Source organism: Azospirillum sp. TSH20 (assembly GCF_003115935.1).
In the GTDB taxonomy this organism is placed as follows: domain Bacteria; phylum Pseudomonadota; class Alphaproteobacteria; order Azospirillales; family Azospirillaceae; genus Azospirillum.
Genome location: NZ_LGQU01000078.1, coordinates 1 through 13,309 on the forward strand (window position 1 = coordinate 1; position 13,309 = coordinate 13,309).

At 69.4% G+C, this 13,309-nt stretch carries 10 protein-coding genes; 2 read left to right on the plus strand and 8 right to left on the minus strand.

Going from position 1 to position 13,309, the window contains the following annotated elements; genetic code table 11:
- Positions 1–145: 145 nt before the first annotated feature.
- The 5 genes from TSH20_RS21000 to TSH20_RS21020 form a co-directional block, all read right to left on the minus strand.
- Entirely contained in the window at positions 146–1,330 is a 1,185-nt protein-coding gene (locus TSH20_RS21000; protein WP_247871295.1) for a Gfo/Idh/MocA family oxidoreductase, read from the minus strand.
- On the minus strand, positions 1,327–2,394 hold the full coding sequence (locus TSH20_RS21005; protein ID WP_109156250.1) for a sugar phosphate isomerase/epimerase: 1,068 nt from the start codon (positions 2,392–2,394) through the stop codon (positions 1,327–1,329). The genes TSH20_RS21000 and TSH20_RS21005 overlap by 4 nt, the downstream gene beginning before the upstream one ends.
- 162 nt (positions 2,395–2,556) lie before the next feature.
- Positions 2,557–3,540, minus strand: a complete 984-nt coding sequence (locus tag TSH20_RS21010) for a substrate-binding domain-containing protein (RefSeq protein ID WP_109156251.1) — start codon at positions 3,538–3,540, stop codon at positions 2,557–2,559.
- A 24-nt stretch (positions 3,541–3,564) separates the two neighbouring features.
- Positions 3,565–4,539, minus strand: coding sequence for an ABC transporter permease (locus TSH20_RS21015; RefSeq protein ID WP_247871296.1), 975 nt, complete (start codon positions 4,537–4,539; stop codon positions 3,565–3,567).
- Positions 4,540–4,549: 10 nt separating this feature from the next.
- On the minus strand, positions 4,550–6,079 hold the full coding sequence (locus TSH20_RS21020; protein WP_109156253.1) for a sugar ABC transporter ATP-binding protein: 1,530 nt from the start codon (positions 6,077–6,079) through the stop codon (positions 4,550–4,552).
- A 365-nt stretch (positions 6,080–6,444) separates the two neighbouring features.
- Between TSH20_RS21020 and TSH20_RS21025 the strand changes: the two genes are divergently transcribed.
- Positions 6,445–7,677: an ROK family protein gene (locus TSH20_RS21025; protein ID WP_109156254.1), complete on the plus strand. Its 1,233-nt coding sequence runs from the start codon at positions 6,445–6,447 to the stop codon at positions 7,675–7,677.
- Here TSH20_RS21025 and TSH20_RS21030 read toward each other — a convergent pair.
- From TSH20_RS21030 to TSH20_RS21040, 3 genes are all read right to left on the minus strand, one after another.
- Positions 7,655–9,757, minus strand: a complete 2,103-nt coding sequence (locus TSH20_RS21030; protein ID WP_109156255.1) for a HAMP domain-containing methyl-accepting chemotaxis protein — start codon at positions 9,755–9,757, stop codon at positions 7,655–7,657. The genes TSH20_RS21025 and TSH20_RS21030 overlap by 23 nt on opposite strands.
- 281 nt (positions 9,758–10,038) lie before the next feature.
- On the minus strand, positions 10,039–11,331 hold the full coding sequence (locus tag TSH20_RS21035; RefSeq protein WP_247871297.1) for a DUF5666 domain-containing protein: 1,293 nt from the start codon (positions 11,329–11,331) through the stop codon (positions 10,039–10,041).
- Positions 11,328–12,242 (minus strand): DUF6502 family protein, encoded by a 915-nt coding sequence (locus TSH20_RS21040; protein ID WP_199231953.1) that lies wholly within the window; start codon positions 12,240–12,242, stop codon positions 11,328–11,330. The genes TSH20_RS21035 and TSH20_RS21040 overlap by 4 nt, the downstream gene beginning before the upstream one ends.
- 343 nt (positions 12,243–12,585) lie before the next feature.
- On the opposite strand from TSH20_RS21040, the gene TSH20_RS21045 reads away from it, so the two are divergent.
- A complete protein-coding gene (locus TSH20_RS21045) occupies positions 12,586–13,296 on the plus strand; it encodes a hypothetical protein (RefSeq protein WP_109156257.1) in 711 nt (236 codons plus the stop codon).
- Positions 13,297–13,309: the final 13 nt, after the last annotated feature.

The window sequence follows — 13,309 nt, forward strand, 5'->3', positions numbered from 1 at the left end:
GGGGGAGGGGGTTGGGGGGGGGGGGACGCATTGGGAGGATCAGGGGGATATGCGGCGCCTTGCATTTCTTGCAAAGCCACGCAGTGCGCCCCTCACCCCGACCCTCTCCCCGGGGGGGAGAGGGGGATTTGGGCGCGAGAGGGAACTAAACCGCCAAACTTACCCACGCGGCATTGCGCCGGCTGGACTCGACTGCGCCATGGATGAAGCGCACGCCGCGCAGCCCGTCCTCCACCGTCGGCAGGGGCACGTCGGTGGGGGCCGGGCGGCCGTCCAGGCGGGCGGCGATGCGGTCGGCGGCGTCGCGGTAGATTTGCGCGAAGCCTTCCAGATAGCCTTCCGGATGGCCGGCCGGGGTGCGGGCGATGGAGGAGGCCGCGGACAGGCTGCCAGCACCGGCGCGGAGAAGGGTGCGGGTCGGCTCGCCTAGCGGGGTGAAGCGCAACTCGTTGGGCTGCTCCTGCTGCCATTCCAGGCCACCGGCCTCGCCGAAGACGCGCAGGCGCAGGCCGTTGGTGGTGCCGGGGCTGACCTGGCTCGCCCACAGCATGCCGCGGGCGCCGCCGTCGAAACGCATCATGATGTGGGCGTTGTCGTCCAGCCGCCGGCCGGGCACGAAGGCGGTCAGGTCGGCGGCGAGATCGGTGCAGTGGAGACCGGTGACGAACTCGGCGAGATGGAAGGCGTGGGTGCCGATGTCGCCGATGCAGCCGGCGATGCCGCTGCGTGCGGGATCGGTGCGCCAGGAGGCCTGCTTCTGGCCGCTGGTCTCCAGATCGGTCGCCAGCCAGTCCTGGGCATACTCGGCCTGCACCACCCGGATTTTGCCGAGCATGCCCGACGCCACCATGGCGCGGGCCTGCCGGATCATCGGATAGCCGCTGTAATTGTGGGTCAGCACGAAGACGAGGTCGCGGCTGCGCACCAAGGCCGCCAACTCCTCCGCCTCCTCCACTGTGTGGACCAGCGGCTTGTCGCAGATGACGTGGATGCCGGCCTCGAGGAAGGCTTTCGCGGCCGGGTAATGTAGGTGGTTCGGCGTGACGATGGCGACGGCGTCGATGCCGTCGGGCCGTGCCGCCTCCGCCCTAGCCATCGCATGGAAGTCGTCGTAGCAGCGGTCGGGGGCGATGAACAGCTCCGCTCCGCTGGCCCGCGCCCGCTCAGGGTCGGAGGACAGGGCGCCCGCGACCAGTTCATAGCGGTCGTCGATGCGGGCGGCGATGCGGTGGACGGCGCCGATGAAGGCGCCCTGGCCGCCGCCGACCATGCCCAGCCGCAAGCGCCTCGCGGAGGCGGGCGATTGGGCTGGCATTTGATCCGGGCTCATGCTGCCCCTTTCCCCAGACCGAGAATCCGGCGGTTGGCCGCCTCGTCGGTGCCGGCGTCGGCGAAGTCGTCGAAGGCGCGGTCGGTGACGCGGATGATGTGATCCTGGATGAAGCGGGCGCCTTCGGCGGCTCCCTGCTCCGGATGCTTGATGCAGCATTCCCATTCCAGCACCGCCCAGCCGTCGAAGCCGTACTGGGTCAGTTTGGAGAGGATGCCGCGGAAATCGACCTGCCCGTCGCCCAGCGAACGGAAGCGCCCGGCCCGGTCCTTCCACGGCGCATAGCCGGAATAGACGCCCTGCCAGGGGGTCGGATTGAACTCCGCATCCTTGACGTGGAACATGCGGATGCGGTCGTGGAAGACGTCGATGTAGCCGAGATAGTCAAGCTGCTGCAGCACGAAATGGCTGGGGTCGAACAGGATGTTGCAGCGTTCATGCCCGCCGACGCGGTCGAGGAACATCTGGAAGGTCGTGCCGTCGAACAGGTCCTCGCCGGGATGGATCTCGTAGCAGAGATCGCAACCGGCTTCGTCGAAGGCATCGAGGATCGGGCGCCAGCGCTTCGCCAGTTCGTCGAAGGCGGTCTCGATCAGGCCCGGCGGGCGCTGCGGCCAGGGATAGAGGTAGGGCCAGGCCAGCGCACCGGAGAAGGTGGCGTGGGCGGTCAGGCCGAGGTTGGCGGATGCCTTGGCCGCGAGGTGCAACTGCTCCACCGCCCAGACTTGGCGCGCATCGGGGCGGCCGTGGACCTCCGCCGGGGCGAAGCCATCGTAAAGCGCGTCATAGGCGGGGTGGACGGCGACGAGCTGGCCTTGCAAGTGGGTGGACAGCTCGGTCAGTTCGACGCCGGCATCGGCCAGGGTGCCCTTGACCTCGTCGCAGTAGGTCTTGCTGGTCGCGGCCTTTTGCAGGTCGAACAGGCGTCGGTCCCAGCTGGGGATCTGCACGCCCTTGAAGCCGAGGCCGGCGGCCCAGCGGGCGATGGCGTCCAGCGAGTTGAAGGGGGCGGCGTCGCCCGCGAACTGGGCGAGGAAGATCGCGGGGCCTTTGATGGTCTTCATGGGTTTTGGCTCCCCGGTTATTGGGGGGTACGGCCACTTGCCCCCACCCTAACCCTCCCCCGCTCTCGCGGGGGAGGGGACAAGTGCTTTGGCGGGAGAGGAGCGGCAGTTCCTCCCCCGCCCAGCGGGGGAGGTTAGGTGGGGGTCTAACGTCACCAAGGATCAGTACGGCGAATCCGGGAAGTAGAACTCCTTGGCGTTCTCCTTGGTGATCAGCGCCGACGGGATGATGTGGGTCGCCGGCAGCTTGTCGCCCTTCAGGCGGGCTTCGGCGGTCATCTTGATGGCGTCGTAAATGAATTTCGGCGAATAGGACACGTCGGCGTGGATCAGTGGGTTGGAGCCGTCGAGGATGGTCTTCACCATCGTCTTCGACCCGGCGCCGCCGAACACCTCCTTGATGTCGGTGCGCTTGGCCTGCTCGATCGCCTTCAGCACGCCGAAGGCCATGTCGTCGTCGGCGGCCCAGATGACGTCGATGTCCTTGAAGCGGGTCAGGAAGTCCTGCGTCACCTTGAAGGCGTCGTCACGGTTCCAGTTGGCGTATTTGCCGTCGAGAATCTTGATGTCGGGATACTGCTTCAGCACGCCGGTGAAGGCCTCCCACCGCTCGTTGTCAAGCGTGGTCGGGATGCCGCGCAGGGCCACGATGTTGGCCTTGCCGTTGTATTTCTTGGCGATGTATTCGGCCGGGATACGGCCGAAGGCGGTGTTGTCGCCGGCGATGTAGGCGTCCTGCGCGCTGGTGTCGGTCAGGCCACGGTCGACGACGGTGACATAGACGCCCTTCTTCTTGGCCTGCATCACCGGCTGGGTCAGGGCGGCGGATTCGAAGGGGAAGATGACCAGCGAATTGATGCCGGTCACCGTCACCAGATCCTGAAGCTGGTTCGCCTGTTCCGGTGCGCCGCTGGCGGTCTTGACGGTGATCTTCAGGTTGGGATGAGCCTTTTCCAGCTCGGCCTTCGCCTGATTGGCCCACCAGACGATGCCGCCGGTGAAGCCGTGCGTGGCGGCGGGAATGCTGACGCCCAGCTTGACGGTGTCGGCCGCCAGGGCGAAGCCGCCGCCGAGGGCCACCGTCGCGGCCATGGCGAGGCCGGCGCCGAGCACAACACGTCGAGTATAACGAGCAACTTCCGACATGACGTTTCTCCTCCTTGTCGTTTCTTACGGGCGCCGGCGCTGCAGGAAGGCGACGGCGATGATGACGCAGCCCTGGACCGCCGCGTTCAGATAGACGCTGATGATGCTGGTCAGGTTCAGGATGTTGCTGATGACCGACAGCAGGACCGCACCGATCACCGTCCCGGCGATCCGGCCCTCGCCCCCTTTGAAGGAGGTGCCGCCGACGATCACCGCGGCGATGGCCTCCAACTCCCACAACAGTCCGGTGGTGGGGGAGGCGGACCCGAGGCGCGGCACATACAATACGGTCGCGATGCCGACGCAGACGCCGAGCAGCCCGTAGGTCAGCAGCTTCACCCGGTCGACGTCCACGGCGGCGAAGCGCGCCACCTGCTCGTTGGAGCCGATGGCCTGGACATAGCGACCGAAGGCGGTGCGGTTCAGCAGAACGGCTCCCGCCACCGACACCGCCAGGAAGACCCAGGCCGGCACCGGGAGGCCCAGCAGGCTGCCGTAATAGACGGGGCCGTAGGCGTCGGACAGGTCGTTGTCCAACGTGATGGCGCCGCCGTCGGCCAGCCACGTCAGCACCGCGCGGAAGATGCCGAGCGTGCCCAGTGTGACGATGAAGGGTTCGATCCGGCCGCGCGTGATCAGAAAACCGTGCGCCAGCCCGAAACCGCCGCCCAGCAGCAGCGCGAACAAAACGCCGAGGGCCACCACCGCGACCGGGGAGCCGACCGACGCGGCCAGCGCGTTCATCACCAGGATCATGCTGCCGGCGATCAGCGCCGCCATCGACCCAACCGACAGGTCGATGCCGCCGGAGATGATGACGAAGCACATGCCGATGGAGATGATCCCGATGAAGGCCGTGCGGGTCAGCACGTTCATCAGGTTGCCCCAGGTCGCGAAATCCGGGTTCAGCGCCGTGCCGATCACCAGCAGCAGAACCAGTCCGACGACCGGGCCGAAGCGGTGCGGGTCGAAGCGGCGCGCCGGCTTTCGGGCGGACACCGCACGGACCTCAGCAGCGGGTGTTGGGGCGGGTGTGGGTGCTGATGTCGGTCCCGCTGGCATCTGTCCCGATGGCATGGGCAATCAACTCCTCTTCGCTGAGCCGGTCGGCGGGCACGGTCGCGGTCACCCGCCGCCCGCGCATCACGATCACCCGGTGGCAGAGCCCGATCAGTTCGATCAGTTCCGATGAAATGACGATCACGCCGCGCCCTTCGGCGGCCAGCCGCGCGATCAGGAAATAGATGTCCCGCTTGGCGCCGACATCGACGCCGCGCGTCGGCTCGTCCAGCACGAAGACGCGGGGGTCCGGCTCCAGGAACTTGGCGATGGCCAGCTTCTGCTGGTTGCCGCCGGAGAGCGACGATGCCTTTCCCTGCGGATCGCCGCGGATGCCGAAGCTGGTCACCGCATGCTCCAGCGCCCGGTCCTCCGACGCCGGCGACAGCAGCGGGTGGGCGTGGTGGCGCAGAGTCATCAGGGTCAGGTTGTCGCGCAGGCTCATGCCGACATGCAGGCCCTTGCCCTTGCGGTCCTCGCTGAGATAGGTCAGGCCATTGCGCATGGCCTCGCGCGGATTGCGCAAGCGAACCGGGCGGCCGCCGATCTCGACGGTTCCGGCGCTGCGCGGGCGCAAGCCCAGGATGCCCTCGAACAGTTCTGTGCGGCCAGCGCCGACCAGACCGGCGAAGCCCAGGATCTCACCGGGGTGGAGGTCGAAGCCGACATCCTCCGCCCAGCCGGGCACGGTCAGGCCGCGCACCGCCATCAGCGGCTTGCCGAGGGCCGGGACGTGCTTGTCCGGGAACATGTCGGTCAGCTCGCGGCCGACCATCAGCGTCGCCATGCGCTGACGCGGCGTTTCCGCCGTGGGGGCGCGGGCGACGAAGCGGCCGTCGCGCATCACGATCACCTCGTCGGTGATACGCTCCACCTCGTCCAGCTTGTGGGAGATGTAGACGATGGTGACGCCGTCCCGGCGCAGCCGCTCGATCAGCCCGAACAGCCGGTCGCATTCGGACGGGGTCAGGCTGGCCGTCGGCTCGTCCATGATCAGCAGGCGGGCGTTGCGCAACTGCGCCTTGGCGATCTCCACCAGTTGCTTTTCGGCGACGATCAGGTCGCGGACCTTGGTGTCGGGGTCGCCGTCGAAGCCGACCTGACGCAGGGCTTCGGCTGCCCGCGCGCGCATGGCGCGGTCGTCGAGCAGCCAGCCGCGCTTGATCTCGTGGCCGAGGAACATGTTCTGGGCGACGGTAAGGTCGTCGGCGAGGCTGAGTTCCTGGTGGATCAGCACGATCCCGCGCTTTTCGGCGTCGCGGGAGTTTTTGAACGTTACCGGCTCGCCATCGATGCGAACTGTGCCGGAGGTCGGCGCATGATAGCCGGCGAGGATCTTCATCAGCGTGGATTTGCCGGCGCCATTCTCGCCCAGCAGCCCATGCACCCGGCCGGGATGCAGGTCGAAGCCGACGCCGTGCAGGACGCGCACGGAACCGAATTCCTTGGTGATGCCGTCGAAGGCGACATGCAGGCTCATGGCTCCGCACCCCCTGACGGCCTTTCCACCGGCCGCGTTGCGGCGGGGCGGATGCCGTCCATGACGTTTCTCCCATCGCGGAGCGTGTCGTCCCGCAAGACGCCGCTTCGTTCGTTGAGCGGATGGTAAGCCCGGTGCTTTGGACAGACAATGGACGACTTCGAACATAATTTGGCAAAAGTGGGGTGGGTGTGGTAGGGATGGGGTGGTGGAAAGTGCGGACTCTTGCCCCCACCCTGACCCTCCCCCGCTGGGCGGGGGAGGGGATTGGACCTTTGTCGGTGCACAGCGGCAGTCCCTCCCCCGCCCAGCGGGGGAGGTTAGGTGGGGGTCTAACCCCGCAAGAATTAGAAAGGCACTCCCCGATGGTTGACTGGCAACGTCTGTCGGACGGCGAGCGCGCCCTGCTGGAGCGGTTGTTCTGGGCCGGTGGGCTGTCGCGCGGCGAACTGGCGGCGTCGGTCGACTTTTCCAAGAGCAAGGCCAACCTCGCCATTTCCAGCCTGATCGGCCGCGAACTGATCGAGGAGGGCGGGGTGCAGCCGTCTTCGGGCGGGCGGCGGCCGGAGGTGCTGCGGCTGAGCCACCGGATGGGGGTGCTGGCGGGGATCGACATCGGCGCCACCAGCGTCGACGTGGCGCTGCTCGCCCCCGACATGACGGTGCTGGACCACCGGTCGGAACCGGCGGATGTGCGCGACGGGCCGGTGGCGGTGTTCGGACGGGTGCGGACGCTGCTGCGCGAGGCGCGGGAGCGGCTGGGCATCGGGCCGGCGCGGGTGCTGGGCATCGGCGTCGGCGTGCCGGGTCCCGTCGCCTTCGGCAGCGGCATGCTGGTCAACCCGCCGCTGCTGCCGGGGTGGGAGAGCTTCTCGATCCGCGAATGCCTGGCGGAGGAGTATGCCGCGCCGGTCTTCGTCGACAACGATGTGAACATCATGGCGCTGGGCACCCATTGGCGCCTGCGCGGCCAGCTTCAGAACTTCCTGGTCATCAAGGTCGGCACCGGCATCGGCTGCGGCATCATCTGCCACGGCATGGTCTATCGCGGGCGCGACGGGTCGGCGGGGGACGTCGGGCATATCTGCGTCGATCCCCACGGGCCCGTCTGCCATTGCGGCAATGCCGGCTGCGTCGAGGCGATGGCGGCCGGCCCGGCCATCGCCCGTATGGCGGAGGACGCGGCGCGCGCCGGCGAGAGTCCACGGCTGATGGAGGTGCTGGAGCGGAACGGGCATCTCACCACCGTCGATCTCGGCAATGCCAGCCGGGCGGGCGACGCGGCGGCCAATGCCATCGTGCAGCAGGCTGGCGGCCATATCGGGCGGATGCTGGCGGCGGTGGTCAATTTCTTCAACCCGTCGCACATCTTCATCGGCGGCGGTGTCGCGCGGATCGGGCCGCTGTTGCTGGCCTCGATCCGGCAGAGCGTCTATCAGCGCTCGCTCGCCCTCTCCACCCGGCATCTCGACATCCAGTATGTGCCGGAGGTCGAGAGCGCCGGGGTGATCGGTGCGGCGGTGATGGCGGTTCAGGAAACCATGCTGGCCGGTACCGGGCTGACTGGCACCGGCGTCACGCCGCGCGAACGGCGGTGATGAAGCTGGTGACCTCGCCGCGCAGGGTCTCGGCCTCGCGCGCGAGGCTGCTGGCGGCGTCCAGCACCTCGGTGGCGGCGGAGCCGGTTTCCAGCACCGCGTGGTTGACGCCGACGATGGTGGAGGAGACCTCGGTGGTGCCGCGCGCCGCCTCCGTCACGTTGCCGGCGATGTCGCGGGTGGCCGCGCCCTGCTCCTCGATGGCGGCGGCGATGGTGGTGGTGATCTCGCTGATGCGGCCGATGGTCTGGCCGATGCCGGCGATGGCGTCCTGGGCGCCGCCGGTGGCCTGCTGGATCTCCTTCACCTTGGCCTGGATCTCGTCGGTGGCGCGGGCGGTCTGGCTGGCCAGCGCCTTCACCTCGCCCGCCACGACGGCGAAGCCCTTGCCCGCTTCACCCGCACGCGCGGCTTCGATGGTGGCGTTCAGCGCGAGCAGGTTGGTTTGCGCGGCGATGGTGTTGATCATCTCCACCACATGGCCGATCTGGTCCGCCGCCTCCACCAGCATCCGCATGGTGCTGTTGGTCCGTTCGGCCTGGGTCACCGCCTCGCCCGAGATGCGGGTGGAGGCGGCGATCTGACGGCCGATCTCATGGATGGAGGCCGACAGCTCCTCCGTCGCCGAGGCCACGGTCTGCACGTTGGCCGACGCCTGTTCGGAAGCCGCGGCGACGGCGGTCGCCTGGGCGCTCGCCTGCGTCGCGGTGGTGGACATGGTGCCGGCGGTGCCCTGCATCTCAGTGGCGGCAGAGGCGACGGTCTCCACGATGTGCATCGCCTTGGCGTCGAAGTCGCGCATCAGCGCTTCCAGCCGGGCGGCCCGCGCCTCCTTGGCGGCCTGTTCGCGGGCCTGTTCCGCCGCCAGACGGTCGGCGGTGATCATGCTGTCGCGGAAGACGGTGACGGTCGCCGCCATGCCGCCGATTTCGTCGGCGCGGCCCAGGCCGGGGATCGCCACCGCCATGTCGCGGTCGGCCAGACGGCGCATCGCCTCGGTCATCGAACGGATCGGGTCGCTGACCCGGCGCTTGGCGACGACCATGCCGGCGACGGTCAGCAGCACGGCGGCCAGCACCAGCAGGCCGGCGATGACGGCGTCGCGGGTGGCGCTCGCGGCCTGCGATTCGGAGCGGACGACCATCCGGTCCACTGCCGCCAGCGCGGCATCGACGATGTAGCCCTGGCTGGCGGTGTCCTGCCGGCGCAGCGTGCCGATCTCCACCGGCGAGGGACGGCCCTCGGCAAGGGCGGCGAGCACCGCCTTGCGCTGATCGACCAGTGGGCCTTCGAAATTCACCTTGGCCTTCTCGACCGCCTCACGGATGGAGTCCGGCGTGTCGGGGCGGGACGCCGATTCCTTGACCAGGGCCCAGGCCTGCACGGTGCGGCCGATGGCCTCCGCCACCGCCTGCGCGTCGGCAGGCGTCCAGGCCTGACCGGTGGCGACGGCGGTCTGGATGCGCAGCGCCATGCCGCCGGCGTTCAGGCGGGTGTTCCAGGCGGCGCGCTTGATGCCCAGCAGATGGTCGACCACCGGATCGGCCAGCTTCAGCGAGCCGTCGAGCAGGTCGGTGGCGGCGGTCAGCGCGTCGAGATAGGCGACCGGCGCCGTCACCCAGGCGTCCGCCACCGCCGGATCGCGCGAGGCCTTGCGTTGGCGCACCGCGCCATCGGCCTGCTGGCGCAGGGCGGCAAGCGTGTCGTGGGTGGCGCGCAGTTTGTCGGCCGCTGAAGGCAGGCCGGGCAGGTCGAGAGTGGCGAGCTTGGCGGCGATGGCGGCGTAACCAGCCTCCGCCACCGCGCGGTTGGCGGCGATGTCGCGCAGTTCGGCATCGCCGGCCGGCTCCTCCGCCCCCAGTGCCGGGCCGACCAGACCGCGCTCCAGACGGATCGCCAGCAGCGTGCGCAGCAGGTCGCGGCTGGTCTCGCTGAGCGTGGCGACGCGGTGGGCGTTGCGGGTGCGGTCTACGACGTCGACCAGCATGTGGCTGCTGGTGGCGATCAGCAGCAGGCCCAGCGCGGCGATGACAAGTCCAAGGGTGGCGCGGATCGACAGCCGCGAGAGGAGCGTGATCATGGTCGATTCCTGTCTGTGCGAAGAGTTCGAGCCGTCGCGGGACGGGCGCTGTCCGGAAAGAGGTCTGGATGTGAGCCAAAGACGTTGATGGAAACCGAATCGTCCTTTCGGCTCAGCCCCTATTGACAGCGGCCGGCATGGTCCGCGACGGCATCTCTCCGGCGTTGATATATTAATATGCTAAAACTGCGTGTTTGAGAATGCAGATAAATTCGAAGCATGGATCAAAATGCCGCATGAGGACTGCGGAAGTATTTGACCGTAATTTAAAATAAACGCGCTTAGAAACGCGCGCCCCTGCCGCCGGGGCCACCACCCGGTCCTCCATCAGGGCCGCCGCCAAATCCGCCGCGGGGGCCGCTGTGCGGAGAACCGCCGCCACGTGGAACACCGCCGCCCGGTCCGCGGCCGGGACCGCCGAATGTACCGCCCGGACCGGGGGAACCGCCAACGGGGCCGGGGGGTGGCGCCGCTCCGGGACGGGAGCGCAGGCCGTCGATCGGACCATCCGGCCCCTCCATGCCGGGCGCGTCCGGTCCCGGTATTCCGTCGGAGCGCATGCCCTCTGGCCGCATGCCCGCGCCCAGACCGGCGGCGCGGTCGGCGGGATCGGTGCCGGGCAGCGACCGGCCGCCCAGATGCGGCGCGCCGAAGGCCCGTCCGCCGCCGAACCCGCCGCCGGTGGTGACCACACTGTCGATCACCACCCGTGCCGGCGCGGCGATGCCGCTTGCCCGGTCGATGCGCGGTCCGCCCGGCGCGACGGTCTGGCCGGAGCCGTCCACATAGGTCTCGACCGACAGGGCGCCGACCGTGGTGCCGAAGGGGTTGAAGGGATCGGGCTCCACCGTCAGCGCCGCACTGCCATCGGCTTTTCCAGCGGCAGCGCCGGTGACGCGCACCATGCCGCCCACCTCCGGCAGTCTGCCGTCGAGCCCCCGGCCGCGGGACAGCGTCAGGCCGGCGACGGTCAGCGTCTTCGGCGTGACGGCATCGAGCCGGCCGCGAAGAACCCAGCCGCGCGCCGGATCCCAGGGATCGACACGGCTGGCGTCGATCACGCCGTCGGGACGGCGCAGGCCGGAGACGGCAACCCAGCGTCCGGGCGTGAGCGCGGTGGTGCCCTCGGCCTCGGCGAGGTCGATGCGCTGGCCCAGCACCAGCGCGCCGCCGGCCGTCGTCCGGTCCACTGGGCCGGCGACGGCGAAGCGCACGTCCAGCGTTTGCGCGGTCAGGCCGGTCGGCCCGCCGGGCGCGGCGGTCATGGCGACGGTCTGGCCGATGCGGACATCGCCGGGCTGCGCCGGACGGCCTTCGATCCGCACGGTGGTGGTCGGCGGCAGATCGACCCGCAGGCCGTTGACCCAGACGCTGCCGAACGCGGTGACCGTGCCGACGATGCCGGTGCTTCCGATCCCAGTGCCGCCGATGCCGCGGTCGGTCACGGACACGCCGGTGCCGCCGATGCCGCGGTCCGCCAGCCCGTCATCCCGGCCAGGGGAGGGGGTGGGACCGCAGCCGGCGGCCAGCAGCAGCGTCAGCAGCAGGGTTCGGGCGAGGGGCTTGCGTGTCACGATGCGCCTGCTCCCCCGCCGGAGCCGGCATGTTGCTGCGCAGGAACGGGCGTCTCGTCCTCGTCATAGAGATAGAGGCCGGCGGTGAAGCGGTGGCTGGCGTCGTCGCGGCCGGCATCGCCGTCGGCGAGATCCGCCGCCATGCGGTTCAGCTCGACCAGCATCGCCATGCCCAGCCGGTCGGCTTCGCGGCGCAGGGCGGCGATGGAATCGGGGCTGAGCCGGTCATAGGCCAGCGCCCGCTCCAGGAAAGGCGGGGTGCCGCCGGCCAGATTATGCCCGGACGCCGCCAGATGGTCGGCGAGGTTGCGGCCGTAATAATAGGCGAGCTTGTCCAGGTCGCCACGCGGCACATGCGCTGCCTCGGCAAGGTCGAGCAGGCCGTCGGGCCGTTCCGTTACCAGCCCGGCATGCAGCAGTTCGTCCAGCAGGGCGCGCGGGCGGATGTCCTTGCTGATGCCGGTCACCAGCGTCTCGAAGGCGGGCTCGCGGTCCGAAGCGGAACTGCGGGGCAAGGGGCGGGGGCGGCCGGCGGCATCGAGGAAGCCGGGATCGGTCAGCCAGCGGCTCAGCACCTGCGACCCCAGCGACGGCGCGGCGGCGGCGGCGGCTTCCGCAGCCGGCGGAGCGCCCCGGATCTGGCTGACGTCCTTGCGGTGGACGCCGGTCAGCAGGGTGATCCGGCTGTCGGTCATCGGCTTTCCGGGCAACGCGAAGCCACGCTCCGCCACCTCGACATACACCGACTTCAGCAGGGTCGCCAGCATCGGCCAGGAAATGCCGAAGCCGATCAGCGTCCGCACCAGCGGGACCAGCACACGGCGCACCGCCGAAAGCAGCGCCGGCGGCGGTGCCGCCCCGGTGATGCCCGCCTCGCTGGGGCGGTCTGGCTGGGGGCTGCGGGTGGGCACGCGCCTGACACTCCGGCGGTTGGGGCTGTCTCTATTGCCGATGCGACAATAGCGCGGCGGGGCCGAAAGGGAATCACCTTTTCGCTTGATGTGGGAAATTTTCCCACGCATGATGCCGGGCATGTGACAGCCGCGGTCGCTGCGCAGTTCCACGGGGACCACCAAGGTCCCCCAAACTTTCCCCAAGGTCAGGAGCGGCCGTCCGGCCGTAGCCCGCATGAGCCTGTCAACGATTGACCAGCCTGCTTATCCGCCCGCCCGCGGGGACGCTCCCAACCCTGTCGGGGCGCATGGAAAACGGAACCCGTCTTCGGTCCTACCCTTTCGAACGCGAGCGTCCGATATGGCGTCGTCCATCGCCCGTACCGCCGCCATCAACCGGTCGGCTTTGATCCGCAGCATCCTGTTCGGGGCGGCGGCGAACCTGCTGGTGGCCGGCAGCGCGCTCTATGCCCGGCCGCTGCAGGACGCCCTGTGGACGGGGGCCGACGACGGCAGCCTGCTTCTGCTGGTCGCCATTGCGCTGGGACTATTCGCCCTGCATGCGCTGCTGGACTTCGGCCAATCGCGCGAACTGGCGCAGCTGGTGCCGCCTGGCGCTGTGTCCGGTGCGCCGGCGGGATTGCTGGAGCGGCTGTGGCTGCTGGAAGCGGTATGGGCACCGGTCCATCTGGCGGTGCTGACGCTGCTGAACCCGCTGATGGGGGCGATGGCGCTGGCCGGGATCGCGGCGTTGGCGGCGATGATCGCGGTCGGCGCCACCGGGCCGGCGAGCGCCATCGGCGGGCGGTCGCAGCTCGCCCGGCTGGCCGGCGCGGACAGCTTCGGCTGCACCGACGGATTCCTTGCCGGGCTGGGCTTCTGCGAGACGGTCTATCGGGTGCTGATCGTCGGGCTGGGAGCGGCGCTGCTGGTGCGTGGCGATCTGGAGCCGGGACTGTTCGTCGCCGCCTCACTGATCGGCATCGCCGCGATGCGCGCCGCCGCCCGCGGTGCCTCCCGTTGGCACGGCGGACGGCAGGCGGCGGTGATGCTCAGGGTCGGACGGGTGTGATGGTACAGGTGCC

Excerpts from the sequence above, each read along its gene's own strand:
- TSH20_RS21000 (WP_247871295.1), bottom strand. The coding sequence starts at position 1,330 with ATGAGCCCGGATCAAATGCCAGCCCAATCGCCCGCCTCCGCGAGGCGC.
- TSH20_RS21005 (WP_109156250.1), bottom strand. The coding sequence starts at position 2,394 with ATGAAGACCATCAAAGGCCCCGCGATCTTCCTCGCCCAGTTCGCGGGC.
- TSH20_RS21010 (WP_109156251.1), bottom strand. The coding sequence starts at position 3,540 with ATGTCGGAAGTTGCTCGTTATACTCGACGTGTTGTGCTCGGCGCCGGC.
- TSH20_RS21020 (WP_109156253.1), bottom strand. The coding sequence starts at position 6,079 with ATGAGCCTGCATGTCGCCTTCGACGGCATCACCAAGGAATTCGGTTCC.
- TSH20_RS21025 (WP_109156254.1), top strand. The coding sequence starts at position 6,445 with ATGGTTGACTGGCAACGTCTGTCGGACGGCGAGCGCGCCCTGCTGGAG.
- TSH20_RS21030 (WP_109156255.1), bottom strand. The coding sequence starts at position 9,757 with ATGATCACGCTCCTCTCGCGGCTGTCGATCCGCGCCACCCTTGGACTT.
- TSH20_RS21045 (WP_109156257.1), top strand. The coding sequence starts at position 12,586 with ATGGCGTCGTCCATCGCCCGTACCGCCGCCATCAACCGGTCGGCTTTG.